The following is a 23,649-nucleotide window of genomic DNA, read 5'->3' as shown; positions in this document are numbered from 1 at the left end:
GGGGTGGCGGGCGGCAAATGGGCGGTCGGGGCGGCGTGGGGGCGGGGAGGCGGGGGTTCGGGCCCGGCGCGCGTGGCAGGATCGGGAGTGCCATGACTGCGCCCACGAAGACCCCCAGCGATCGCTCAGACCTGCACGGACCGGTCATCGACTGGTTCACCGAACACGCCCGTGACCTGCCCTGGCGCCGCCCCACCGCCGGCCCGTGGGGCGTGATGGTCAGCGAGTTCATGCTCCAGCAGACCCCGGTGAGCCGCGTGCTGCCCGTGTACGAGCAGTGGCTCGCCCGCTGGCCCCGGCCGGCCGATCTCGCCAAGGAGGCCCCCGGCGAGGCCGTCCGCGCCTGGGGGCGGCTCGGGTATCCCCGCCGCGCCCTGCGCCTGCACGGCGCCGCCGTGGCCATAACGGAGCGCCACGGCGGGGACGTGCCCACGGGTCACGCCCAGCTGCTCGCGCTGCCGGGCATCGGGGAGTACACGGCCGCGGCCGTCGCCTCGTTCGCGTACGGGCAGCGCCACGCGGTCCTGGACACGAACGTGCGGCGGGTCTTCGCGCGCGCCGTGACGGGCGTCCAGTACCCGCCGAACGCCACGACGGCCGCCGAGCGCAAGCTCGCCCGCACGCTGCTGCCGGAGCAGGACTCGACCGCCGCGCGCTGGGCCGCCGCCTCGATGGAGCTGGGCGCGCTGGTGTGCACGGCGAAGAGCGAGGAGTGCCACCGGTGCCCGATCGCCGCGATGTGCGCGTGGCGGCTCGCCGGGAAGCCCGCGCACGAGGGCCCGCCGCGGCGGGGCCAGACGTACGCGGGGACGGACCGTCAGGTGCGGGGCAAGCTGCTCGCCGTGCTCCGGGACGCCACCGGGCCGGTGCCGCAGGCCGCGCTCGACCGGGTCTGGGACGAGCCGGTGCAGCGGGCGCGGGCGCTGGACGGGCTGGTCGACGACGGGCTCGTCGAGCCGCTCGCGGGCGGTCTGTACCGGCTTCCCGCGAGCTGACTCCGCGTCCGTTACACAACCGACGGGCAGCCGTGCGTTTGTCGAAGGCTGGAACGGACAACGCCGTGACAACGCCTCCGTAGCTTCTTCCCCGAGACCGCACCCGACCGGTGCGGACCACGGGGAACGGGCAGGAATCGGGAGGCGGTTGCTCATGTCGCACGGCGGTGAGGTGCTCGAGTTCGAGGAGTACGTCAGGACGCGGCAGGACGCTCTGCTGCGCAGCGCCCGGCGCCTGGTGCCGGACCCGGTCGACGCCCAGGACCTGCTGCAGACCGCGCTCGTGCGGACGTACGGGCGGTGGGACGGCATAGCCGACAAGCGGCTGGCCGACGCCTACCTGCGCCGCGTCATGATCAACACGCGGACCGAGTGGTGGCGGGCGCGCAAGCTCGAAGAGGTGCCGACCGAGCAGCTGCCCGAGTCGGTCGTGGACGACTCGACGGAGCAGCACGCGGACCGCGCCCTGCTGATGGACGTCATGAAGGTGCTGGCTCCGAAGCAGCGCAGTGTCGTGGTGCTGCGACACTGGGAGCAGATGTCCACAGAGGAGACGGCCGCCGCGCTCGGCATGTCGGCCGGAACCGTGAAGAGCACGCTGCACCGGGCGCTCGCCCGGCTCCGCGAGGAGCTGGAGAGCCGCGACCTGGACGCCCGCGCGCTCGAACGGGAGGAGCGGGAGCGTTGCGCGGCCTAGGCATACGTGCCTCTCGGAGCGTCGAACTGCTGAAGGCGGGGAGTCCGGTGATCGCCGGGTTCGCCGCCCTCGGGCTTTTGGCCGCTCTGCTCGTCGGGTGTTCGGCCGGTGGCACGGGCGCCCGGGACGAGGGACCCGCCCGGACCGCTCCGGTCGCCTCGGCGGTGCCGTCCCCGGCCGCCAGCCCCGTCGCGTCCGCGACCCCGAAGACGGTGAACGCGGTGCGGCTGGTGAAGGACGACCCGAAGGTCAGCACCGACATCAAGCGCGACCTGAAGCCCTGTGTGGCGGACGAGTACCCCGTCGACGTGAGTTACGGGACGCTGACCGGCGGGCCCGCGAACGATGTCGTGGTGAATGTGATGACCTGCGGTGACGCGGTCGGGATCGGCACGTACGTGTACCGCGACGAGGACGGCACGTACCGGAACGTGTTCCAGGCCGAGGAGCCCCCGGTCTACGCGGAGATCGACCGGGGTGATCTCGTGGTCACCAAGCAGGTGTACGAGAAGGGTGACTCGGTCGCCTCTCCGTCGGGCGAAGAGGTCGTCACGTACCGGTGGGACGGGGACCGCTTCGCGCAGCAGGGCCGCATTCACAACGACTACAGCCACGCGGTGGGCGGGGACTCCCCCGCTCCGGCCGCCACGGACGACGCCGGCTGAGCACGGCCGAGGATGGGAGACCACATGGGCGAGCGCAAGGGTGAGCAGACCCACGTGCTGTTCGTCGAGGACGACGACGTGATCCGCGAGGCCACCCAGCTCGCTCTGGAGCGGGACGGCTTCGTGGTCACCGCCATGCCGGACGGGCTGGCGGGTCTCGAGGCGTTCCGCGCGGACCGGCCGGACATCGCGCTGCTCGACGTCATGGTGCCGGGTCTCGACGGGGTCTCGCTGTGCCGGCGGATCCGCGACGAGTCGACCGTGCCGGTGATCATGCTGTCGGCGCGGGCCGACTCGATCGACGTGGTGCTCGGTCTGGAGGCCGGCGCCGACGACTACGTGACCAAGCCGTTCGACGGGGCCGTGCTCGTGGCCCGGATCCGGGCGGTGCTGCGCCGCTTCGGGCACGCGGGCGGTCCGGCCGCGGCGGCCGCGGGGGCGGCCGCCGAGCCCGCCGGGACCGACGGGGGTGTGCTGCGCTTCGGCGACCTGGAGATCGACACGGAGGGCATGGAGGTGCGCCGGGACGGGAAGCCGGTGGGGCTGACGCCGACCGAGATGCGGCTGCTGCTCGAGTTCTCCTCCGCGCCCGGCACCGTGCTGTCCCGCGACAAGCTCCTGGAGCGGGTGTGGGACTACGGCTGGGGCGGTGACACCCGCGTCGTCGACGTCCACGTCCAGCGACTGCGCACGAAGATCGGCCAGGACCGGATCGAGACGGTCCGCGGCTTCGGCTACAAGCTCAAGGCCTGACCGGCCCGGCTGATGAGGAAGCACATATGAGGGGGACGGCTTTGGGGGCCCGGTGGCGGGGGCTGCTGCCGCGGCGGCTGCGGCGGGGGCTGCACACCGGGGTGCGCTGGAAGATCAGCGTCGCGATCGCGCTGGTCGGCGCGCTCGTCGCGGTGGCCCTGAGCCTGGTGGTGCACAACGCGGCCCGCGTCTCGATGCTGGACAACGCGCGGGACGTGCAGGACGAGCGGATCCAGTTCGTGCAGCGCCAGTACGCGGCGCGCGGCGGCAATCTGCCGGTCGGCTTCGAGGTCAACGACCCGTCGCTGCCGCGCGAGTTGCGGCTCAAGGCCCTGTCGGGGCGCCGCGCCACCTACGTCTCCGAGTCGGCCAGCGGGGTCCCGGACATCTGGGCCGCGGTCCCGCTCGGCAACGGCGACCTCCTCTCGGTCCACTCCCGCTTCACCGACCGCAGCACCGATGTCATGAAGGACCTGGACCAGGCACTGATCATCGGTGCGATCTGTGTCGTGTTCGGCGGCAGCGCGCTCGGGGTGCTCATCGGCGGCCAGATGTCGCGCCGGCTCCGCAAGGCGGCGGGCGCCGCCCGGGAGGTGGCGCAGGGCCGGGCGGACGTGCGGGTGCGCGACGCGATCGGGGGCGTCGTACGGGACGAGACCGATGATCTGGCGCAGGCCGTGGACGCGATGGCGGACGCCCTCAAGCAGCGTCTGGAGGCCGAGCGCCGGGTGACCGCGGACATCGCGCACGAGCTGCGTACGCCGGTGACGGGTCTGCTGACGGCGGCCGAGCTGTTGCCGGCCGGGCGGCCCAGCGAGCTGGTCAAGGACCGGGCGCAGGCGATGCGCACGCTCGTGGAGGACGTGCTGGAGGTGGCCCGGCTCGACAGTGCGGCGGAGCGGGCCGAGCTGCAGGACATCACGCTCGGCGAGTTCGTCAGCCGGCGGATCGCGGCGCGGGGCGGTGACGGCATACGGGTCGATGTCGTGCACGAGTCCGAGGTGACGACGGATCCGCGCCGGCTGGAGCGCATCCTGTTCAACCTGCTGGCCAATGCGGCGAAGCACGCGCGGCCGCCGATCGAGGTGAGTGTGGAGGGGCGGGTGGTCCGGGTCCGTGACCACGGGCCCGGTTTCCCGGAGGACCTTCTGGAGGAGGGCCCGAGCCGCTTCCGTACGGGGGCGGCGCATCGCGCGGGCCACGGTCATGGGCTCGGCCTGACGATCGCCGCCGGTCAGGCCCGGGTTCTGGGGGCGCGTCTGACGTTCCGCAACGTCCGGGCGCCGGGGGCGCCGGAAGGGACCCCGGCGGACGGGGCGGTGGCCGTCCTCTGGCTCCCGGAACACGCCCCGACGAACACGGGCAGCTTCCCGATCGTCCGGCTCCCGTAGGGGGTTCGCGGGTCTCGTCGCCGGTTGCCGGTCCGGTGGGGCTTCTCGCGCATTTCCCCGCGGGGAAATGCGGCGCGCAGCGCCTGCATTTCAGGGGCGCGGGGAACTGCGCGACCGGCCCCCACCGGGCTGCACCCGGCGACGAAAGGGATGGCCCCGAGCTCAGTCCTGCGACGCGGCCGCAGGCGCCGGCGCAGCCCCCCGCAGCGCGACCTCCCGTACGAAGAACGCCGCCAGCAGCGCCCCCACGGCGATCACGGCCCCGAGCAGGAACGCCGAGTGCGTACCGGACGACACGGCGAACTGGTACGCCTCCCGCACGGGCGCCGGGAGCTTCGCGATGCCCTCCGCGTTGAGCTGCGTACCCCCACCGAGCGCCTTCCCGCCGAGGGACCCCGCCCGCTCCGCCATGACGTGCTTGACCCGGTCGTTGAAGACCGCGCCCATGACGGCGACGCCGAACGAGGAGCCGAGCGTGCGGAACAGGGTGGTGGAGGAGGACGCGACGCCCATGTCCTTGAGCTCGACGCTGTTCTGCGCGACGAGCATCGTGATCTGCATCAGACAGCCCATGCCGGCGCCGAGGACCGCCATGTAGAGCCCGGAGGTGAACCGGGAGGTCTCCGTGTCCATCTGGGCGAGCAGGAAGAGCCCGGCGATCATGAGCACGCCGCCCGCGATCGGGAAGACCTTGTACTTGCCGGTGTTCGTGGTGACGCGGCCCGCGATCAGCGAGACGACCATCATCGAGAGCAGCATCGGCAGGAGCAGGAGCCCGGAGTTGGTCGCGGACGCGCCCTGCACGGACTGCTGGTAGAGCGGCAGGAAGAGCACCGCGCCGAACATCACGAAGCCGGTGATGAAGCCGATGACGGACATCAGCGTGAAGTTGCGGCTGCGGAAGATGTGCAGCGGCATGATCGGCTCGGCGGCCTTGGTCTGCGAGAACACGAAGCCGACGAGCGCGGCGACGCCGATGCCGATGAGCTCCATGATCACGGCGGAACCCCAGGCGTACTCGGAGCCGCCCCAGGTGGTGACGAGGACGATCGAGGTGATGCCGATGGTGAGGAGCGCCGCACCCAGGTAGTCGATCTTTCCGGTGGAGCGCTTCTTCGGGAGGTGCAGCACCGCGGTGATCATGACGAGGGCGATCGCGCCGATGGGCAGGTTGATGTAGAAGGCCCAGCGCCAGCCGAGGTGGTCGGTGATGGTGCCGCCGACGAGCGGTCCGCCGATCATGGCGAGCGCCATGACGCCGGCCATCATGCCCTGGTACTTGCCGCGCTCCCGGGGCGGGATCAGGTCGCCGATGATCGCCATGACGCCCACCATCAGACCGCCGGCGCCCAGGCCCTGGACGGCGCGGAAGGCGATGAGCTGGCTCATGTCCTGGGCCATGCCGCTGGTCGCGGAGCCGATCAGGAAGATCACGATGGAGGTCAGGAAGGCGCCCTTCCTGCCGTACATGTCGCCGAGCTTGCCCCAGATCGGGGTGGAGGCGGCGGTGGCGAGCGTGTAGGCGGTGACCACCCAGGAGAGGTGCTCCAGGCCGCCGAGATCGCCGACGATCGTAGGCATCGCGGTGCCGACGATCATGTTGTCGAGCATGGCGAGCAGCATGGCGATCATCAGCGCCATGAGCACGACGCGCACACTGCGCGGCTGTTTCGCCTGCTCCTTCACCTGCTCCTGGTCTCGTATCGCTGCTTCGGCCATGATCCCCACTCCCCCGGGTCGTACTGAGAGACGTCGTGCTGTGAGACGGGACTTACTTGTCGCCCGGCTAGTTGCTTACAATGGGGAAAGTAGAGCGACTACTAGCCGGGCGTCAAGTAAGTTTTCTCCCAAGAGGACGCCAGGGGGACGAGAGAGGCAGCCGGTCCATGGTCACGGGCAGCAGCAGCAAGCCGCAGCGCCGCGGGAACACCCGCCAGCGCATTCAGGACGTGACCTTGGAGCTCATCGCGGAGCAGGGGTACGAGAAGACGTCCCTGCGGGAGATCGCCGAGCGGCTCGGCGTGACCAAGGCGGCGCTCTACTACCACTTCAAGACGAAGGAAGACATCGTCGTCAGCCTGTTCACGGACCTGATGACGCCGATCGACGACCTGATCGCCTGGGCGAAGGAGCAGCCGCCGTCCCTGGAGACGAAGCGCGAGATCCTGACCCGCTACAGCCTCGCGCTGGTCGGGGCCGCCCCGCTCTTCCGCTTCATGCACGAGAACCAGGCGACGATGCGCGAGCTGAGCATCGGCGAGAACTTCAAGGGCCGGATGCAGGAGCTGATCGCCTACCTGCCGCCCGAGGACGCCACGCTGACCGACCGGGTCCGCTGCATCAGCGCGCTGTTCTCGATGCACGCCGGGATGTTCGTCCTCCAGGACGACGAGAGCGACCCCGAGGAGCGGCGCAAGGCCGTCCTCGAGGTCGCCACGGACCTGATCGTTCAGGCCCACCGGCACGGAGGCTGAATCAGACGCGCACGCCCTGCTTGGTGAGGAACGCGACGGGGTTCACGGCCGAGCCGTAGTTCGGCGTGGTGCGGATCTCGAAGTGCAGGTGCGGGCCGCTGGAGTTGCCGGTGTTGCCGGACAGGGCGATGTGCTGGCCCGTGGAGACGTGCTGGCCGACGCGGACGTCGATCCGGGACAGGTGCGCGTACTGGGAGTACGTGCCGTTGGAGTGCTTGATCACGATGGCGTTGCCGTACGCCGGACCGTCACCGGCGCCGTTGCCGCCGGCCTTGACGACGGTGCCGCTGTGCACGGCCTTCACGTTGGTGCCGATCGGCACGGCGAAGTCCTGGCCGGAGTGCTTGCCGGTGGACCACATGCTGCCGCCCTGGGCGTAGCCGGCGGAGAGCTTGTACTTGCTGACCGGGTCGATCCAGGAGGCGGCCTTCTTGGCGGCGGCCTGCTTCACGGAGGCGGCCTTGGCCTTCGCCGCGGATGCGGCCTTGGCCTGGGCGGCGGCCTGCGCCTTGACGACGGAGGCGGTGGTGACCGCCGGGGCGCCGCCCGCCTGGGGGGCACCGGCGGCGAGCGCGGCCCCGCTGCCCAGAACGGCGGACATTCCGAGACCGGCGGCCACGACAGCGGCGCGCTTGCGGAAGACCGACGTGCCGGGACGGAGGGACGTGATGCGCTGCGACATGCGGGAGACCTCTTCGAGCTTCGGGGACATTCGGGTCCTGCCGCCCACCGGCCCGGGACGGGCCCGGCGGGCATGAAGGGACCCGGCACACGTCCTCGTGTCACCGGGTCGGCCATCCCTTGGTAACCCGACCCCCCGGTTCCGCCCAAAAGCCTCATCTACTACGAAAGGTCGTACCGGGACCCCGGCCGGTATACCCCTTGACGCCCCTCACGCCCGATTCCTCCCCTGCCGGATTTATCCCTCGATCGCGGGTTTACGCCCACTTCACGACCGTGCGGCGCGGCCCCTCGAGCCCCCTGACCCCACCCAAACCCCAAAACGGACAAATCACCAGAACCCATCGGGCACGTAACGACGACCCACCCCGCCGCCCGCTCCACTATTCCGGCTAGTACCGGACAAAACGCCTGTGCGGCATGTCACCGGGGCGCAAGATCGAGAGGCCCCCACTTGTGACCGGGGCTACAGATCCACACTCCTGTGACGCCCTCAACTCCCCTGCCCGACAGGCACGGTGTCCCTACTGTCGGTGCGCAAACCCTGGACACTACCGACCGGTAACCCTACGGTTCCTCCCGCGCCACCCTCGACGACAAGCATGCACGCGACAACTCCAGCGTGACCGGACGTGAGAGGAACCCCCCGCACATGACCCCCCAGAGCCGCCCCTGGGCGCGCCGCGCCGCCGTCACCGCCGCCTCGGCGGCCGCCGCCCTGACCCTGACGGTGCCCGCCCAGGCCGCGACCGGCACCCAGGGCACGCAGGACACCCGGGCCGCGCAGACCGCCCAGGCCGCCGGTGACGTCGACTACGCGACCTGGCAGCGCGACTGCCAGGCCGTCGCCGACCAGGCCCTGCCCTACCTGAAGCAGCGCATCGCGAACGCCCGCCCCGGCGAGAAGCAGGCCATCGTCTTCGACATCGACAACACCACGCTGGAGACGGACTACGGCTTCCGCTACCCGCAGCCCCCGAACCGGCCGGTCCTCGACCTCGCCCGGTACGCCCAGGACCGCGACGTCGCCCTGTTCTTCGTCACCGCGCGCCCCGGCATCATCAAGGGCGTCACGGACTACAACCTCGAGCACGTCGGCTACGAGGTCGACGGGCTGTACGTGCGCGGCCTCGTCGACCTCTTCAAGAATGTCGCCGACTACAAGACGGCCCAGCGAGCCTCGATCGAGGCCAAGGGCTACACGATCATCGCGAACATCGGGAACAACACCACCGACCTCACCGGTGGCCATGCCGAGCGCACGTACAAGCTGCCGGACTACGACGGTCAGCTCTCCTAGCCAGGGCGCCCCCGGGCATGCGTAAGGGGCCGGTGCTCGTCATGAGCACCGGCCCCTTACGTCACTGCTGCGGGGGCTTACGCCTCCTTGCTCAGGTTCGGTCCGGCACCGCCGCCGGCCGCCTGCTCGATCGGCGGGACGTCGGGCAGCGCCGACTTCTCCTCACCGCGGAAGGTGAAGGTCTTGTTCTCGCCCTCGCCCTCCGTGTCGACGACCACGATGTGGCCGGGACGCAGCTCGCCGAAGAGGATCTTCTCCGAGAGGGTGTCCTCGACCTCGCGCTGGATCGTGCGACGCAGCGGACGCGCGCCCAGCACCGGGTCGTAGCCCTTCTTGGAGAGGAGCTCCTTGGCGGACTGGGAGAGCTCGATGCCCATGTCCCGGTCCTTGAGGCGCTCGTCCACCTTGCCGATCATCAGGTCGACGATCGCGAGGATGTCCTCCTGAGTGAGCTGCGGGAAGACGACCACGTCGTCGACGCGGTTGAGGAACTCGGGACGGAAGTGCTGCTTGAGCTCGTCCGAGACCTTGTTCTTCATGCGCTCGTAGTTGGTCTTCGTGTCGCCCTGAGCCGCGAAGCCCAGGTTGAAGCCCTTCGAGATGTCACGGGTTCCAAGGTTGGTCGTCATGATGATGACCGTGTTCTTGAAGTCCACGACGCGGCCCTGCGAGTCGGTCAGGCGACCGTCCTCCAGGATCTGGAGCAGCGAGTTGAAGATGTCCGGGTGGGCCTTCTCGACCTCGTCGAAGAGGACGACGGAGAACGGCTTGCGGCGCACCTTCTCGGTGAGCTGGCCGCCCTCCTCGTAGCCCACGTAGCCGGGGGGCGAGCCGAAGAGACGCGAGACGGTGTGCTTCTCGCTGAACTCCGACATGTCGAGGGAGATCAGCGCGTCCTCGTCGCCGAAGAGGAACTCGGCGAGCGCCTTGGACAGCTCGGTCTTACCGACACCGGACGGGCCGGCGAAGATGAACGAACCACCCGGACGCTTCGGGTCCTTCAGACCGGCGCGGGTACGGCGGATCGCCTTCGAGAGCGCCTTGACGGCGTCCTTCTGGCCGATGACCCGCTTGTGGAGCTCGTCCTCCATGCGCAGCAGACGCGAGGACTCCTCCTCGGTCAGCTTGAAGACCGGGATGCCGGTGGCGGTCGCGAGGACCTCGGCGATCAGCTCGCCGTCGACCTCGGCGACGACGTCCATGTCGCCGGCCTTCCACTCCTTCTCGCGCTTGGCCTTGGCGGCAAGGAGCTGCTTCTCCTTGTCGCGCAGCGAGGCGGCCTTCTCGAAGTCCTGCGAGTCGATCGCGGACTCCTTGTCGCGGCGCACGTCCGCGATCTTCTCGTCGAACTCGCGGAGGTCCGGCGGCGCGGTCATCCGGCGGATGCGCATCCGGGAACCGGCCTCGTCGATCAGGTCGATCGCCTTGTCCGGCAGGAAGCGGTCCGAGATGTACCGGTCGGCCAGCGTCGCGGCCTGGACGAGGGCCTCGTCCGTGATCGAGACGCGGTGGTGGGCCTCGTACCGGTCACGGAGACCCTTGAGGATCTCGATGGTGTGCGGCAGCGACGGCTCCGCGACCTGGATGGGCTGGAAGCGGCGCTCGAGCGCGGCGTCCTTCTCCAGGTGCTTGCGGTACTCGTCGAGCGTGGTGGCACCGATGGTCTGGAGCTCACCGCGGGCCAGCATCGGCTTGAGGATCGAGGCGGCGTCGATGGCGCCCTCGGCGGCACCCGCACCGACCAGCGTGTGGAGCTCGTCGATGAACAGGATGATGTCGCCGCGGGTGCGGATCTCCTTGAGCACCTTCTTCAGGCGCTCCTCGAAGTCACCGCGGTAGCGGGAGCCGGCGACCAGCGCGCCCAGGTCGAGGGTGTAGAGGTGCTTGTCCTTGAGGGTCTCGGGCACCTCGCCCTTGACGATGGCCTGCGCGAGACCCTCGACGACGGCGGTCTTGCCGACGCCGGGCTCACCGATCAGGACCGGGTTGTTCTTGGTGCGGCGCGACAGGACCTGCATCACGCGCTCGATCTCCTTCTCGCGCCCGATGACCGGGTCGAGCTTGGACTCACGAGCGGCCTGCGTCAGGTTGCGGCCGAACTGGTCGAGGACCAGGGACGTCGAGGGGGTGCCCTCGGCAGGGCCGCCCGCGGTGGCGGTCTCCTTGCCCTGGTAGCCGGAGAGCAGCTGGATGACCTGCTGCCGCACCCGGTTGAGGTCTGCGCCCAGCTTGACCAGGACCTGGGCGGCGACGCCCTCGCCCTCACGGATCAGGCCGAGCAGGATGTGCTCCGTGCCGATGTAGTTGTGGCCCAGCTGAAGGGCCTCGCGGAGCGAGAGCTCCAGGACCTTCTTGGCACGGGGGGTGAAGGGAATGTGCCCGGACGGGGCCTGCTGGCCCTGACCGATGATCTCCTCCACCTGCTGGCGGACCGCCTCGAGCGAAATCCCGAGGCTCTCCAGGGCCTTAGCGGCGACACCCTCACCCTCGTGGATCAGGCCCAGGAGAATGTGCTCGGTGCCGATGTAGTTGTGGTTGAGCATCCGGGCTTCTTCCTGAGCCAGGACGACAACCCGCCGCGCGCGGTCGGTGAACCTCTCGAACATCGTTAATCGCTCCTCAGAGCGGTCAGGCAGTAAGGGGGCTGTCCCCTCCCTGTCCTTCCGCAGCTTAGTCCCGCAAGCGGGGACCGCTCATTCCAACTGCCGACACCCGTTCATGGCCTCCTGCCCCGAACGCCGACATCTGCTCCAACCCGATGGTGCGAGACGATGTTCCCGCAGGCCAGGCAGATACCCTCACCATCACTACGCCGATGGCGAACGCGAGCCGCCCGACCCGTGCGTGTCGCCCCTCCCACTAGGGATGTCTTACCCGCAGGGACTGACACTCCATGCGGCGCGCGCCGGTTCCCTCCGCTACGGGCGAACACCCTTGCGCCACTCGCCACGCCTCACGCGCCCCCGAACGAACACGGTCCGCGTCCGGAACGCCACGATGCGTAACCCGAAACGGTTCCGCGCGGTTTCTCCTGGCATGGCTCCCACGTCGCGAAGCGCGTCGCGAAGCACGCCGCGCACCACGGTCCCGATCCCGCGCCGTCCGCCGGAGGTCCGCCAGGACCTGGTGCGGCGCTGGTACGAGGACGAGCTGGGCTGGGCCGCCGTGACCGGGCCCGACGGGGTGCGGCTGCGCACGGGGCTGCGGTTCGACGTCCTGGAGGTGCCGGCCGACGCCGGGTTCGCGATGCTGCGCCGGCTCGATCCCCGCTCGCCGGTGGCCGTGCGCGGAGAGACGATGCAACTGCTGGTCGCGGCGGGTGCCGCGGACGAACTGCCGGGGCTGCTCGACTGGCTGGAGTGGGGGGCGCTGCCCCTGGATCTCGTGGCCGTCGGGGAGGGCGGGCTCATGGCCGCGCCGACGCCTCCGGGGTGGTCCGGCTCGCAGGAGGCCGCGGTGTGGGTGCGGCCCCCCGAGCCCGGGCGCGAGGCGGAACCGGTGCTCCCGGCTCTGACGGCGTCGGCGGCCTGTCCGGCCGGCTCGGCCGTGGGGGGCGGTGGGGGCGCCCCCGATCTCGTACGACTCGTGGACACGGCGGCGACTCACTGCCACCGGGCCCGGCTGCGTCGTGCACGGTCGGGACCGACGGCTCAGCCGTTGGCCTTCTCGTAGGCCTCGCGGACCTTCTGCGGGACGCGGCCGCGGTCGTTGACCTCGTGGCCGTTCTCCTTGGCCCAGGCGCGGATGGCCGCGGTGTCCTGGTTGCCACCCGACGCGGCGCGGGCCTTGCCCCGACCGCTCGCGGCACGACCCCCGGTGCGGCGGCCGCCCTTGAGGTACGGGTCGAGCAGACCGCGGAGCTTGTCCGCGTTGGCGGTGGTGAGGTCGATCTCGTAGGTCTTGCCGTCGAGCGCGAACGTCACGGTCTCGTCCGCCTCGCCGCCGTCGAGGTCATCGACAAGAAGGACCTGAACCTTCTGTGCCACCGGATTTCCTTTCATCGAAATCTGAAGGGCCGGCCCCCCTGCGACCGCGGCCGCTGTATCGCCGTCCCCTTGTTATAAGCACTACTGCAGTACGTCGGAAAGCAAACCGCTTTTGCCCGAAAAACACAAACCCCTGGCCGGGATACGCTGCCCAGCACAGCTGAGAACATGCGCGTAACGGACATTCAGACATAGTGAACGGCCGTGTACGGGTCCGCCGAATACGGAACAGCGATGATCACAGATGCAGAAGCATCCGGCTGTTGCCCAGGGTGTTCGGTTTCACTCGTTCGAGACCGAGGAACTCCGCGACGCCCTCGTCATAGGAACGCAGGAGCTCACTGTAGACATCGGTGTCAACGGTATCTACGGGAGTCTCACCGATCTCCACGAAGCCGTGCTTCGCGAAGAACTCGACTTCGAAGGTGAGGCAGAAAACACGGCGAACACCGATCCAGCGCGCTGTCTGCAGCAGCTTCTCCAGTACCTGGTGTCCCACACCGGCGCCCTTGACCTGAGGATTCACGGCGAGGGTGCGGACTTCCGCGAGGTCTTCCCACATGATGTGGAGCGCGCCGCAGCCGACGACCTCGGCGTTGTCGTCACGTTCCGCGACCCAGAACTCCTGGATGTCCTCGTAAAGCGTGACGGTGGCTTTGTCGAGCAGGATCCCCTGGCGGCTGTAGGCGTCGAGCAGTCGGCGCACGGCCGGCACATCGGCGGTCCTGGCCCTGCGTACCGTGATGGCTTTAGGGGCCGATTCGCCGCCGGTCTCGACTTCGGGGAGCTCTGGTGCCATGAGCGGACGCTATCGCCCGGGCTCGCCGTCCGCTTCCCCGGGTCCCGGGCGCACTTCGGGCTGAACGATGCGCATGGCGTCCCTGAGCGCTTCGCGTTGCTCGGGCGACATCATGCCGAAGAAGGCGACGAGGGCCGCGGCGGGGTTGTCGCTCTGGCTCCAGGCCTCGTTCATGAGGGCGGCGGAGTAGGCGGCGCGGGTGGAGACGGCCTCATATCGATAGGCCCGGCCTTCCGCCTCGCGGCGCACCCAGCCCTTCTGGTGGAGATTGTCCAGAACGGTCATGACCGTCGTGTACGCGATCGACCGTTCCTGCTGGAGATCCTCCAGCACTTCTCGAACGGTCACCGGGCGGTTCCACTTCCACACCCGTGTCATCACTGCGTCTTCGAGTTCTCCCAGGGGGCGCGGCACGAACAGCACCATAGTGGGAGAAGACCGGAATGCGCCCGAGACATGGCGGCGGGAACGGGTGCGACGAGAAAAGGGGCGCCCGTCCGGGCGCCCCTGTCGGGCCGTGCTGTCGTTCGGCGGGATCGCCGGGCGGCGGTCAGTCGGAGTCGCCCGACCCCTTGCTCTCCTTGCCGCCGACGGTGACCTCGACGCGGCCGAGGATCGCGTCGACCGCGGAATCCTCCTTGGCCTTCTTGTCGCCGCCCTGCGTCTTCACGATCACCGTGATGAGGGCGATGAAGAACGCGGCCATCACTACCGGGGGCACGAGGGCGGAGACGTAGTCCATGCCCCCAGGGTAGCTAGCCCGCGACGAGGCGCTGCGACGGGGCCGGGGGCTGGGCGGGGCGCCGCTTGGGCGGGAAGACCTCGCCCGGGGTCGGCACGGGGCGCTGCGGGGTCGCAGGCTTCGGCTTGGCGGGTTCCTGCGTCGCGCCCGAGAGGCCGCCGGGCAGGGCGAGCAGGCGGGCGCGGGAGGCGGGGACGCGCGGGCGCTGGCGAGCCGCGAGCCGGTCCCGTACGCCCTGTTCGGCGAGGGTGCGGCAGCGGTCGAGCAGGACCGCGGCCTTCGGGTTGCCGCGCAGGGCGCGCAGGGCGGCGAGGTCGTCGGCGCCGGGCCTGTGGCCGGCCGCCAGGGCGTCCGTCAGGAGGCTCAGATAGCCCGTGACGGTCCCGGGGAGGGCGGCCCGGTAGCGGTCGAGGTCCGCGAGCAGGAAGGCCCGCTGGCGGGCGCTCTCGCGCGCGGCCTCGTCGACGGACTCGGCGAGCCGGAGGCAGTCCCGGACGTCCTCGTCCGAGCCGGGGGTGGGATGGAGGGCGAGGGCGAGGGCGCGTCGGAGCACACGCAGCTCTTCAGCACCGAACGCCATACCGCCGCGGTTTCCGTAGGGCGTGGGCATGCCGCGACAATACGGTCTAATCAGACAAATTTAATGAATTCCCGTTCGCTGGCGCGGCGGACGGGACGCGGCGAACGGCCCTCACGGCTGGCGCCGCGCCCTGATCCGCCGTACCCACAGGGCGCCGAGTCCGGCCGCGACCACCAGCGCGCCCGCGCCCGCCGCGAGCACCGGACCGACGGGGCCGCCGGAGCCACCCCCGTCGGAGGACGCCTTCGCCGTCTCTGCCACGGGCTTCTTACTGGGCTCCACGAGAGGGCCGCCGGTGATCTTCGTGACGACCGGCACGGTGTTGTCGGCGGGGCGCGGGTCCTTCGCAGGACGGCTGCTGCCCTGCTTGATGTCCAGGCGTCCCTCGGCGTCGCGCACCCGCTGGTCCAGCTTGAACCTGAGCGTGGTCTTCCAGTTCTCGCCGGGCTCCAGCGGATGGTCGGGCCGGCAGGAGTACTTGCCGCCGCCGAGGCTGCCGCACTCCCACTGCCACTCGAGCTCGTTGTCCGGGTCCGGCGGCGGGGTCGGCTCCACGACCGAGGTTCCCTCGGGCGGGGTGATCTCCATGTACGCGCCGTAGACGCGGCCGGGGCCCGCGTTGCGCAGCGAGAACGTGACGTCGGCGGTGGTGCCGGTGCGGCCCGCGAGCTCGCCCGCGCCGGCCTTCAGGTCGGCCGTCTGGGTCGTGCTGACCTTGGTCTCGCCGAGGCTGTACTCGTCGTTGTAGCCGGACGCGGCACCGGCGACCTCACGGACCGTCAGTTCCGGCCCCTTGCCGCGCTTCAGGCCGGGGTCGGCGTCCGTGGTGAACGCGGTGGCGGGGTCCTCGGCGTTGCCGGTCAGGCCCGACAGATAGGCGTTGTACTGGAACGAGCTGTTGACCGTCTCGTCGGGCACCCCGACCGTGATCGGCGACGCGAACGCGTAGGAGCGGCCCGGGTCCAGGGTCCGGTCGAACCAGCAGTAGGCGGAGCGCGTCTCCGCGTACCAGCAATTGCTGTACCGCGTACGGAAGTTCAGGCGCGGGCTGCTGAACTCCACGCCGAAGCCGTGCGCCGGGACCTTGCCCGCGTTGCGCACGCGCGGGGTGAACTCGAAGTCGCCGCCGGCCGTGAGGCCCCGGCGCGGCTTCTCCACGCGCTCGCGCAGATCGGCGCCGCCGACCCACACCTCCGTCTCGAAGGTGGCGTCGGCGCTGCCGGGCGCGCTGAACGTGTAGCGGATCGTGCCGTGGGCGCCCGCGCGGGCGCCCGGCGCTGCCTCGATGTAGAGGGCGTCGGGGTAGTTGCGCTTCCCGCGCGTGAGGGTGCCCAGGTCGCAGGTGAACGGCTGCGTCGTCCAGGTGTGGTCGCCGCAGTCGCGCCGGGTGCGCAGCCGGGCGGTGCCCGCGAGGTCCGAGGCGTCGACCTTCAGCTCGACGCCGGCCCGGGTGGCGAGGCCGCCGCCGGGGCTCGGGTCGAGCCAGATCCGCGTGCCTCCGGTCGGGCCGACGCCGCGCTTCGTGAGGTACGCGTTCTCCGGCACGTGCAGTGCGACGGCCGCCCCGTCGGCCCGCGCCGGGGCCGCCGAGGCACCGAACAGGGTCGCCGTGAACAGCAGGGCGAGGGCCGCCGCCCGGGCGGCGGTGCTACGTATGACGGTCACGCGTGGGGTCCCCCGGTTGAGTTGTGGAGTGCCGCGGCCAGGTGTGGGGTGCCGCGGCTCAGGCGCGTGAGACGTTGCGCTCGTAGACGAGGCGCAGGCCGATCAGGGTCAGCCACGGCTCGTGCTCGTCGATGGCCGAGGCCTCGCCGAGCACCATGGGCGCGAGGCCGCCCGTCGCGATGACCGTGACGTCGTCCGGGTCGTCGGCCAGTTCGCGCGCCATCCGGTTCACCACGCCGTCGACCTGGCCCGCGAAACCGTAGACGATGCCGGCCTGCATGGCCTCCACCGTGTTCTTGCCGATGACGCTGCGCGGGCGGGCCAGCTCGATCTTGCGGAGCTGGGCGCCGCGCACCCCGAGGGCCTCGACGGAGATCTCGATGCCCGGGGCGATCACGCCGCCCGCGTACTCGCCGCGCGCGGACACCGCGTCGAACGTCGTCGCCGTGCCGAAGTCGACGACGATCGCGGGGCCGCCGTAGAGCTCGACGGCCGCGACCGCGTTGATGATGCGGTCGGCGCCGACCTCCTTCGGGTTGTCCATCAGGATCGGGACGCCGGTCTTGATGCCGGGCTCGACCAGGATGGCGGGCACGTCGCCGTAGTAGCGGCGGGTGACCTCGCGCAGTTCGTGCAGGACCGCCGGGACGGTCGAGCAGATGGCGATGCCGTCGATGCCGTCGCCGAGTTCGTCGCCGAGCAGCGGGTGCATGCCCATCAGGCCCTGCAGCAGGACGGCGAGTTCGTCGGCCGTGCGGCGGGAGTCCGTGGAGATGCGCCAGTGCTCGACGATCTCCTCGCCGTCGAACAGGCCGAGGACGGTGTGGGTGTTGCCCACGTCGATGGTCAGCAGCATGGGGGCGTGATCACTTCGCTTCGCGCAGGTCGAGGCCGATGTCGAAGGTCGGCGAGGAGTGGGTGAGGGCGCCGACGGCCAGGAAGTCGACGCCGGTCCTCGCGTACACCGCCGCGTTCTCCAGCGTGAGGCGGCCCGAGGACTCCAGGAGGGCCCGGCCCGCGGTGAGCGCGACGGCCTCCTCGGTCTCCAGGGGCGTGAAGTTGTCCAGGAGGATCAGGTCGGCGCCCGCGTCGAGGACCTCGCGCAGCTGGTGCAGGGTGTCGACCTCGACCTCGATGGCCAGGCCGGGGAAGGCCTCGCGGACGGCCTGGAAGGCCTGCGAGACGCCGCCGGCGGCGACCACGTGGTTGTCCTTGACCAGGGCCGCGTCCGACAGGGACATGCGGTGGTTGACGCCGCCGCCCATGCGGACCGCGTACTTCTCCAGGGAGCGCAGGCCCGGCGTCGTCTTGCGGGTGTCGCGGACCTTGGCCTTGGTGCCCTCCAGGGCGTCCGCCCACGCGCGCGTGGCCGTGGCGATGCCGGACAGGCGGCACGCGATGTTGAGCGCGCTGCGCTCGGCGGTGAGCAGGTCGCGGGTGCGGGTGGTGACCGACAGGAGCTTCTGTCCCGCGGTCACCCGGTCGCCGTCCTCGGCGTGCCGCTCGACCTCGAACTCGTCGGTGGCCACCACGGAGATGACGGCCTCGGCGATCCGCAGGCCGGCCACGACGCCGTCCTCGCGGGCGGTGAAGTCGGCTGTGGCGACGGCCTCTTCGGGGATCGTGGCGACGGTGGTGACGTCGACGCCGCCGTCGAGGTCCTCGGCGATCGCCATGTGCGCGATGTCCTCGACCTCCACGGGGTCGAGGCCCGCGTCGGCGAGGAGCTGGGCGAGCGACGGGTCGAGGCCGCACTCCATCGCGTCGTCGGCGCCTTCGTGCGCGCAGCCGCAGCTGTCGCCACAGGCGTTCGCCAGGGGGAGGTCGGGGGTGGCGCTCACGTCGGTCACTGCTCCTGAGGGTTTGCCGTTGCGGGGAAGTCTGCGGTCTGAGTGGTGTGTGTGGCCAGAGTGCGGTCCGGGTTGAGGCGTACGACGATGTGGCGCCGCCAGTTGAGGTCGTCCCGGTCCGCGTGGTCCTCGCGCCAGTGGCAGCCGCGGGTCTCCTCGCGGCGGCGTGCGGCGGCGACCAGGACGCGGGCCACGCACAGGAGGTTGGTGGCCTCCCAGGTGTCGACGCCGGGCTCGGACGTCTTGCCGTTCTCGGCGAGGGCGCTGGCCGCCTCCGCGTGCAGCCGGCCGAGCTGGGCCGCGGCCTCGGCGAGCGAGTCGGCGGAGCGCAGCACTCCGGCGCCCTGCGTCATCACGCGCTGGATGGTGAACCGGGCCTCGGGCGGCATCAGCGGGTGCTCCGGCGTCGCGGGCTGCGGCACGGGCACCGGCACGCGCGCGTGGAGGCCCTCCGCGGCGGCCCGCTCCTGGATGTCGGCCGCGATCCGCTCGGCGTAGACCAGGCCCTCCAGGAGGGAGTTGGACGCCAGCCGGTTCGCCCCGTGGACGCCGGTGCAGGCGACCTCGCCGCACGCGTACAGGCCGGGGATGGTGGTGCGGCCGTGCAGGTCGGTGCGCACGCCCCCGGAGGCGTAGTGCGCGGCCGGGGCGATCGGGATCGGCTCGGTGACCGGGTCGATGCCGTGGGCGCGGCAGGCGGCCAGGATCGTCGGGAAGCGCTGCTCCCACATGTCCGCGCCGAAGTGCCGCGCGTCCAGGTACATGTGGTCGGTGTCCTGCTCCAGCATGCGGCGCGTGATGCCCTTGGCGACGATGTCGCGGGGCGCCAGCTCGGCGAGCTCGTGCTGGCCCACCATGAAGCGCACGCCGTCCGCGTCGACGAGGTGCGCGCCCTCGCCGCGCACGGCCTCGGAGACGAGCGGCTGCTGGCCCTCGGCGCCCTTGCCGAGAAAGAGCACGGTCGGGTGGAACTGGACGAACTCCAGGTCGCTGACCTCGGCGCCCGCGCGCAGGGCGAGCGCGACGCCGTCGCCGGTGGACACGTGCGGGTTGGTCGTGGCGGAGAAGACCTGACCCATGCCGCCGGTCGCGAGGACGACGGCCGGGGCGAGGACGGCGCCGACGCCGTCGTGCTGGCCCTCGCCCATGACGTGCAGGGTGACGCCGGCCGTCCGGCCCTCGGAGTCGGTGAGGAGGTCCAGGACCAGCGCGTTCTCCACCGTGCGGATGCCGCGCGTGCGGACCGCTTCGACGAGGGCGCGGGAGATCTCGGCGCCCGTCGCGTCGCCGCCCGCGTGGGCGATGCGGCGGCGGTGGTGGCCGCCCTCGCGGGTCAGCTGGAGCTCGCCGTCGGTCTCGTCGAAGTGGGCGCCGGTCTCGATGAGGCGGCGTACGGCGCCGGGGCCCTCGGTGACCAGGGTGCGCACCGCCCGCTCGTCGCACAGGCCCACGCCCGCGACGAGGGTGTCGTCGAGGTGCTGCTCGGGGGTGTCGCCGTCACCGAGGGCGGCCGCGACGCCGCCCTGGGCCCAGCGGGTGGAGCCGTCGTCGAGGCGGGCCTTGGTGACGACGACGGTGCGCAGGCCCGCCGCCTCGCAGCGCAGCGCGGCGGTCAGGCCGGCCACGCCGGAGCCGACGACCACGACATCGGCGTCCACGGACCAGCCCGGGGCGGGCGCGTGCAGCCGTATGCCGGTTCCTGAGAAGGCGTTCATGGGCGGGCTCCGAACGTCAGAGGCAGGTTGTCGATCAGCCGGGTGGTGCCCACGCGGGCGGCGAGCGCGAGGACGGCCTCGCCCTCGAAGCCGTCGGCGACGTCCGTGAAGTCGGACGGGTCGACGAGGGCGATGTAGTCGAGCTTGACCGGGGGCCGCGCCCTGGCGGCCTCGTCGAGGACGTGCCGGGCCGCGGCGAGGATGGCGGCGGGGCCGCCCGGCGAGGCGACGGCGTGCGCGTCGGCGGCCGCGCGGGACTCGCCGATGCGGTCGAGCGCGCGGGCGCGGGCGCGCGTGGTGGGGATCTCGGCGGCCCGCGCGCGCAGCGCCTCCTGCGCGGCGTGCCGGTCGCGGCCCGCGAACAGGGCACGGGACAGGGCGAGCGCGCTGCGGCGCTCTTCGGGCGACAGGTAGCGGTTGCGCGAGGACAGGGCCAGGCCGTCGGGCTCGCGGACGGTGGGCACGGCGCCGATCTCGACGTCGAAGTTCAGGTCGCGCGCCATGCGGCGGATCAGGGCGAGCTGCTGGGCGTCCTTCTGGCCGAACAGGGCGACGTCCGCGCGCGTGAGGTGCAGCAGCTTGGCGACGACGGTGAGCATGCCGTCGAAGTGGCCGGGCCGTGCCGCGCCTTCGAGGCGCTCGCCCATGGGGCCCGCGGTGATCCGCACCTGGGGCTCGCCGCCCGGGTAGACCTCGTCGGCGGACGGGGCGAACACGAGGTCCGCGCCCGCCTGTTCGGCGATCTTCAGGTCGGCGTCCAGGGTGCGCGGGTAGCGGTCGAGGTCCTCGCCCGCGCCGAACTGCAGCGGGTTCACGAAGACGGTGACGACGACCTCGCCGTCCTCGCCCGCGCGCTCGCGTGCCGTGCGGATGAGGGTGGCGTGCCCCTCGTGCAGGGCGCCCATCGTCATGACGACGACGCGCTGTCCGGTACGGGTGCGGGTGCGCAGGTCCGCGCCTTCGTGGACCAGGGTCGTGCTCATCGGGTCTCCTCCGCGCCGGTCGCGAGGACGCCCAGGAGGTCCTCGGCGAGCTCCGGCTTCAGCAGTCCGTGCGCGAGGGCGCGGTCGGCGGTCGCGCGGGCCATCGCGAGATAGCCGGCGACGGTCCCCGGGGCGTGCTTGCGCAGCTCGGTGACGTGCGCGGCGACGGTGCCCGCGTCGCCGCGTGCGACGGGGCCCGTGAGGGCGGCGTCGCCTGAGCGCAGGGCGTTGTCGAGGGCGGCGCCCAGCAGCGGGCCGAGCATCCGGTCGGGGGCGCTCACGCCCGCGTCGCGCAGCAGGTCCATCGACTCGGCGACCAGGGTGACCAGGTGGTTCGCCCCGAGGGCGAGGGCCGCGTGGTAGAGCGGGCGCATCTCCTCGGCGATCCACTCGGGCTCGCCGCCCATCTCGATGACGAGGGCCTCGGCGGCGAGCCGCAGCTCCTCGGGGGCGGTGACGCCGAAGGAGCAGCCGGCCAGGCGCTGCACGTCGACGGCGGTGCCTGTGAACGTCATCGCGGGGTGCAGGGCGAGCGGCAGGGCGCCGGCCCGCAGCAGGGGGTCGAGGACCTTGGCCCCGTAGCGCCCCGAGGTGTGCACGATCAGCTGGCCGGGGCGGACGGCGCCGGTCTCGGCGAAGCCCTGGACGAGGCCGGGCAGGGCGTCGTCCGGGACGGTCAGCAGGACGAGCTCGGCCCGCGCGAGGACCTCGGCGGGCGCCACGAGCGGCACGTCGGGCAGCAGGGCGGCGGCGCGGCGCACGGAGGCGTCGGAGACCCCGGAGGCGGCCACGGGACGGTGCCCGGCCAGTTCCAGGGAGGCGGCGAGCGCGGGACCCACCCGGCCGGCGCCGACGACGCCCACGGTCAGGCGCGCGGGGCGGTCCTTCGGGTCGGTGGGTTCGGGTCGGGGTGATCGGGGTTCGGGAGAGGCAGGGATCACGGGGTGAGGCCTTCCGTTCCAGTCCGCTCGGGGTACCGGACGATTTCTCGTCATGTTAACGCTATCTGCCCGGACGGGCCTCGGTCGCCCACGGACCGTGAGGCCGTACATAAATCGTGCGCCCGTACGAGAACGGGTGCGACATGATCCCGGCATGAGCGGAAACCACGAGAGCGACGAGACGGCGCGGGCCGCGCGGAGACTGGCCGCGTTCCGGGGCGCCGAGCACACCCTGGCGCACCGGCACCTCCAGTCCACGATGGGCGAGCGGATGGCGGAGATCGCCGCGGCGATGGGCGACGCGGCGGACGCGGGCGTCGACCTCTACGGGAACGGGATCGTCGCCGAGCTGGAGGAGCGGGTCGCCGGGCTGCTCGGCAAGGAGGCGGCCGCGTTCTTCCCGACCGGCACGATGGCGCAGCAGGTCGCGCTGCGCTGCTGGGCGGGCCGCACCGGCAACCGCACGGTCGCGCTGCACCCGCTCGCGCACCCCGAGCAGCACGAGCGGGAGTCGCTGACCACGGTGGCCGGGCTGCGCACGGTGCAGCCGACGACCGCTCCGCGCCCGTTCACGGCGCCGGAGATCGAGGCCATGGACGAGCCGTTCGGCACGCTGATGATCGAGCTGCCGCTGCGGGACGCCGGCTATCTGCTGCCCTCCTGGGAGGAGCTGGAGGAGGTCTGCGAGGCGGCCCGCGCGCGGGACGCGGTCGTGCACTTCGACGGCGCCCGGCTGTGGGAGTGCACGGAGCACTTCGGGCGGCCGCTGGACGAGATCGCGGGGCTCGCGGACACCGTGTACGTGTCGCTCTACAAGACGCTCGGCGGGATCAGCGGCGCCGTCCTCGCGGGCCCGGAGACGCTGATCGAGGAGGCCAGGGCCTGGCGTCACCGCTACGGCGGCCAGGTCTTCCAGCAGTTCCCGCAGGCGATCGCGGCGCTGGCGGGCCTGGACCGGGAGCTGCCGCGGCTGCCGGAGTACGTGCGGCACGCGCGCGTGGTGGCGCGGGCGATCCGGGAGGGCCTCGACGCGGCCGGGATGGCGTGGTCGCGGGTGAACCCCGAGGTGCCGCACACCCACCAGTTCCAGGTGTGGCTGCCCTACGAGGCCGAGGTGCTGACGCAGGCCGCCGTGGAGCAGGCCGAGGAGACGAAGGTGTCCCTGTTCGGGCGCTGGTTCCCGGGCGCCGGGGCGCCGGGCACGGCGTTCACGGAGGTCACGGTGGCCGCGGCGGGCCTGGACTGGACCGCCGAGGACGTCCGTGCGGCGGTCGCGGAGTTCGTACGACGCCTGCCGTAGCGCTCCGCGCGGGGGTGGGGTCTCGGCGGCGCCGCCGCGGGATTCAGGTCGTAGCCGGGTGCCGCGCCGTCGTGGCTGGTCGCGCCCGGCCGCCGTCGGGGGTGAGGATCATCGCCGGCCAACGCGCAGTCG

23 protein-coding genes are annotated in these 23,649 nt (G+C 71.6%); 9 read left to right on the top strand and 14 right to left on the bottom strand.

Annotation, left to right across the window (positions count from 1 at the left end):
* Positions 1-92 precede the first annotated feature (92 nt).
* From IAG42_RS19810 to cseC, 5 genes are all read left to right on the top strand, one after another.
* Complete coding sequence (locus tag IAG42_RS19810; protein WP_188338304.1) at positions 93-995, top strand: A/G-specific adenine glycosylase; 903 nt, start codon at positions 93-95, stop codon at positions 993-995.
* Between the two features lie 154 nt (positions 996-1,149).
* A complete protein-coding gene (locus tag IAG42_RS19805; RefSeq protein WP_188338303.1) occupies positions 1,150-1,692 on the top strand; it encodes a SigE family RNA polymerase sigma factor in 543 nt (180 codons plus the stop codon).
* Positions 1,680-2,357, top strand: a complete 678-nt coding sequence (locus tag IAG42_RS19800; RefSeq protein ID WP_394811229.1) for a hypothetical protein — start codon at positions 1,680-1,682, stop codon at positions 2,355-2,357. The genes IAG42_RS19805 and IAG42_RS19800 overlap by 13 nt, the downstream gene beginning before the upstream one ends.
* Before the next feature lie 24 nt (positions 2,358-2,381).
* Entirely contained in the window at positions 2,382-3,110 is a 729-nt protein-coding gene (gene cseB / locus IAG42_RS19795; protein WP_188338302.1) for a two-component system response regulator CseB, read from the top strand.
* A gap of 26 nt (positions 3,111-3,136) precedes the next feature.
* Positions 3,137-4,501 (top strand): two-component system sensor histidine kinase CseC, encoded by a 1,365-nt coding sequence (cseC, locus tag IAG42_RS19790; protein WP_188338301.1) that lies wholly within the window; start codon positions 3,137-3,139, stop codon positions 4,499-4,501.
* 162 nt (positions 4,502-4,663) lie between these two features.
* On the opposite strand, the gene IAG42_RS19785 is transcribed toward cseC, so the two are convergent.
* Positions 4,664-6,220, bottom strand: coding sequence for an MDR family MFS transporter (locus tag IAG42_RS19785; protein ID WP_188338300.1), 1,557 nt, complete (start codon positions 6,218-6,220; stop codon positions 4,664-4,666).
* A gap of 167 nt (positions 6,221-6,387) precedes the next feature.
* Here IAG42_RS19785 and IAG42_RS19780 point away from each other — a divergent pair, with 167 nt between their 5' ends.
* On the top strand, positions 6,388-6,975 hold the full coding sequence (locus IAG42_RS19780; RefSeq protein ID WP_188338299.1) for a TetR/AcrR family transcriptional regulator: 588 nt from the start codon (positions 6,388-6,390) through the stop codon (positions 6,973-6,975).
* Between the two features lies 1 nt (position 6,976).
* Here IAG42_RS19780 and IAG42_RS19775 read toward each other — a convergent pair whose 3' ends face one another.
* A complete protein-coding gene (locus tag IAG42_RS19775) occupies positions 6,977-7,657 on the bottom strand; it encodes a M23 family metallopeptidase (protein WP_188341490.1) in 681 nt (226 codons plus the stop codon).
* Between the two features lie 651 nt (positions 7,658-8,308).
* Between IAG42_RS19775 and IAG42_RS19770 the strand changes: the two genes are divergently transcribed.
* Positions 8,309-8,956 carry an HAD family acid phosphatase gene (locus tag IAG42_RS19770; RefSeq protein WP_188338298.1) on the top strand — a complete coding sequence of 216 codons (648 nt, stop codon included), beginning with the start codon at positions 8,309-8,311 and terminating at the stop codon, positions 8,954-8,956.
* A gap of 77 nt (positions 8,957-9,033) precedes the next feature.
* Here the strand turns inward: IAG42_RS19770 and IAG42_RS19765 are convergent, their stop codons facing one another.
* Positions 9,034-11,562, bottom strand: coding sequence for an ATP-dependent Clp protease ATP-binding subunit (locus tag IAG42_RS19765; protein ID WP_188338297.1), 2,529 nt, complete (start codon positions 11,560-11,562; stop codon positions 9,034-9,036).
* 430 nt (positions 11,563-11,992) lie between these two features.
* Here IAG42_RS19765 and IAG42_RS19760 point away from each other — a divergent pair, with 430 nt between their 5' ends.
* Positions 11,993-12,628 (top strand): SCO3374 family protein, encoded by a 636-nt coding sequence (locus IAG42_RS19760; protein WP_188338296.1) that lies wholly within the window; start codon positions 11,993-11,995, stop codon positions 12,626-12,628.
* Here IAG42_RS19760 and IAG42_RS19755 read toward each other — a convergent pair.
* From IAG42_RS19755 to IAG42_RS19705, 11 genes are all read right to left on the bottom strand, one after another.
* Positions 12,607-12,942 carry a histone-like nucleoid-structuring protein Lsr2 gene (locus tag IAG42_RS19755; protein WP_188338295.1) on the bottom strand — a complete coding sequence of 112 codons (336 nt, stop codon included), beginning with the start codon at positions 12,940-12,942 and terminating at the stop codon, positions 12,607-12,609. The two genes, IAG42_RS19760 and IAG42_RS19755, sit on opposite strands and share 22 nt — an antisense overlap.
* 238 nt (positions 12,943-13,180) lie before the next feature.
* Positions 13,181-13,741, bottom strand: coding sequence for an amino-acid N-acetyltransferase (locus tag IAG42_RS19750; RefSeq protein ID WP_188338294.1), 561 nt, complete (start codon positions 13,739-13,741; stop codon positions 13,181-13,183).
* A gap of 9 nt (positions 13,742-13,750) precedes the next feature.
* Positions 13,751-14,155 carry a BlaI/MecI/CopY family transcriptional regulator gene (locus IAG42_RS19745; RefSeq protein WP_188341489.1) on the bottom strand — a complete coding sequence of 135 codons (405 nt, stop codon included), beginning with the start codon at positions 14,153-14,155 and terminating at the stop codon, positions 13,751-13,753.
* A 136-nt stretch (positions 14,156-14,291) separates the two neighbouring features.
* A complete protein-coding gene (locus tag IAG42_RS19740) occupies positions 14,292-14,483 on the bottom strand; it encodes a hypothetical protein (RefSeq protein WP_188338293.1) in 192 nt (63 codons plus the stop codon).
* A 13-nt stretch (positions 14,484-14,496) separates the two neighbouring features.
* Positions 14,497-15,093 carry a hypothetical protein gene (locus tag IAG42_RS19735; protein WP_223206087.1) on the bottom strand — a complete coding sequence of 199 codons (597 nt, stop codon included), beginning with the start codon at positions 15,091-15,093 and terminating at the stop codon, positions 14,497-14,499.
* An 81-nt stretch (positions 15,094-15,174) separates the two neighbouring features.
* On the bottom strand, positions 15,175-16,728 hold the full coding sequence (locus IAG42_RS19730; protein WP_188338292.1) for a hypothetical protein: 1,554 nt from the start codon (positions 16,726-16,728) through the stop codon (positions 15,175-15,177).
* Between the two features lie 58 nt (positions 16,729-16,786).
* Positions 16,787-17,584: a type III pantothenate kinase gene (locus IAG42_RS19725; RefSeq protein ID WP_188338291.1), complete on the bottom strand. Its 798-nt coding sequence runs from the start codon at positions 17,582-17,584 to the stop codon at positions 16,787-16,789.
* Positions 17,585-17,594: 10 nt separating this feature from the next.
* A complete protein-coding gene (nadC, locus tag IAG42_RS19720; RefSeq protein ID WP_188338290.1) occupies positions 17,595-18,578 on the bottom strand; it encodes a carboxylating nicotinate-nucleotide diphosphorylase in 984 nt (327 codons plus the stop codon).
* Positions 18,575-20,293 (bottom strand): L-aspartate oxidase, encoded by a 1,719-nt coding sequence (locus IAG42_RS19715; protein WP_188338289.1) that lies wholly within the window; start codon positions 20,291-20,293, stop codon positions 18,575-18,577. The genes nadC and IAG42_RS19715 overlap by 4 nt, the downstream gene beginning before the upstream one ends.
* On the bottom strand, positions 20,290-21,276 hold the full coding sequence (gene panC / locus IAG42_RS19710; protein ID WP_188338288.1) for a pantoate--beta-alanine ligase: 987 nt from the start codon (positions 21,274-21,276) through the stop codon (positions 20,290-20,292). The genes IAG42_RS19715 and panC overlap by 4 nt, the downstream gene beginning before the upstream one ends.
* Positions 21,273-22,271 carry a Rossmann-like and DUF2520 domain-containing protein gene (locus IAG42_RS19705; RefSeq protein WP_223206086.1) on the bottom strand — a complete coding sequence of 333 codons (999 nt, stop codon included), beginning with the start codon at positions 22,269-22,271 and terminating at the stop codon, positions 21,273-21,275. Before IAG42_RS19705 ends, panC begins: the two co-directional genes overlap by 4 nt.
* A 100-nt stretch (positions 22,272-22,371) precedes the next feature.
* Here IAG42_RS19705 and IAG42_RS19700 point away from each other — a divergent pair, with 100 nt between their 5' ends.
* Complete coding sequence (locus IAG42_RS19700) at positions 22,372-23,517, top strand: threonine aldolase family protein (RefSeq protein ID WP_188338287.1); 1,146 nt, start codon at positions 22,372-22,374, stop codon at positions 23,515-23,517.
* Positions 23,518-23,649: the final 132 nt, after the last annotated feature.

Origin of the sequence: Streptomyces xanthii (assembly GCF_014621695.1) — a bacterium.
In the GTDB taxonomy this organism is placed as follows: Bacteria; Actinomycetota; Actinomycetes; order Streptomycetales; family Streptomycetaceae; genus Streptomyces; species Streptomyces xanthii.
The sequence above is the reverse complement of the archived record's forward strand: the minus strand, read 5'-3'. Positions and strand labels throughout refer to the sequence as shown.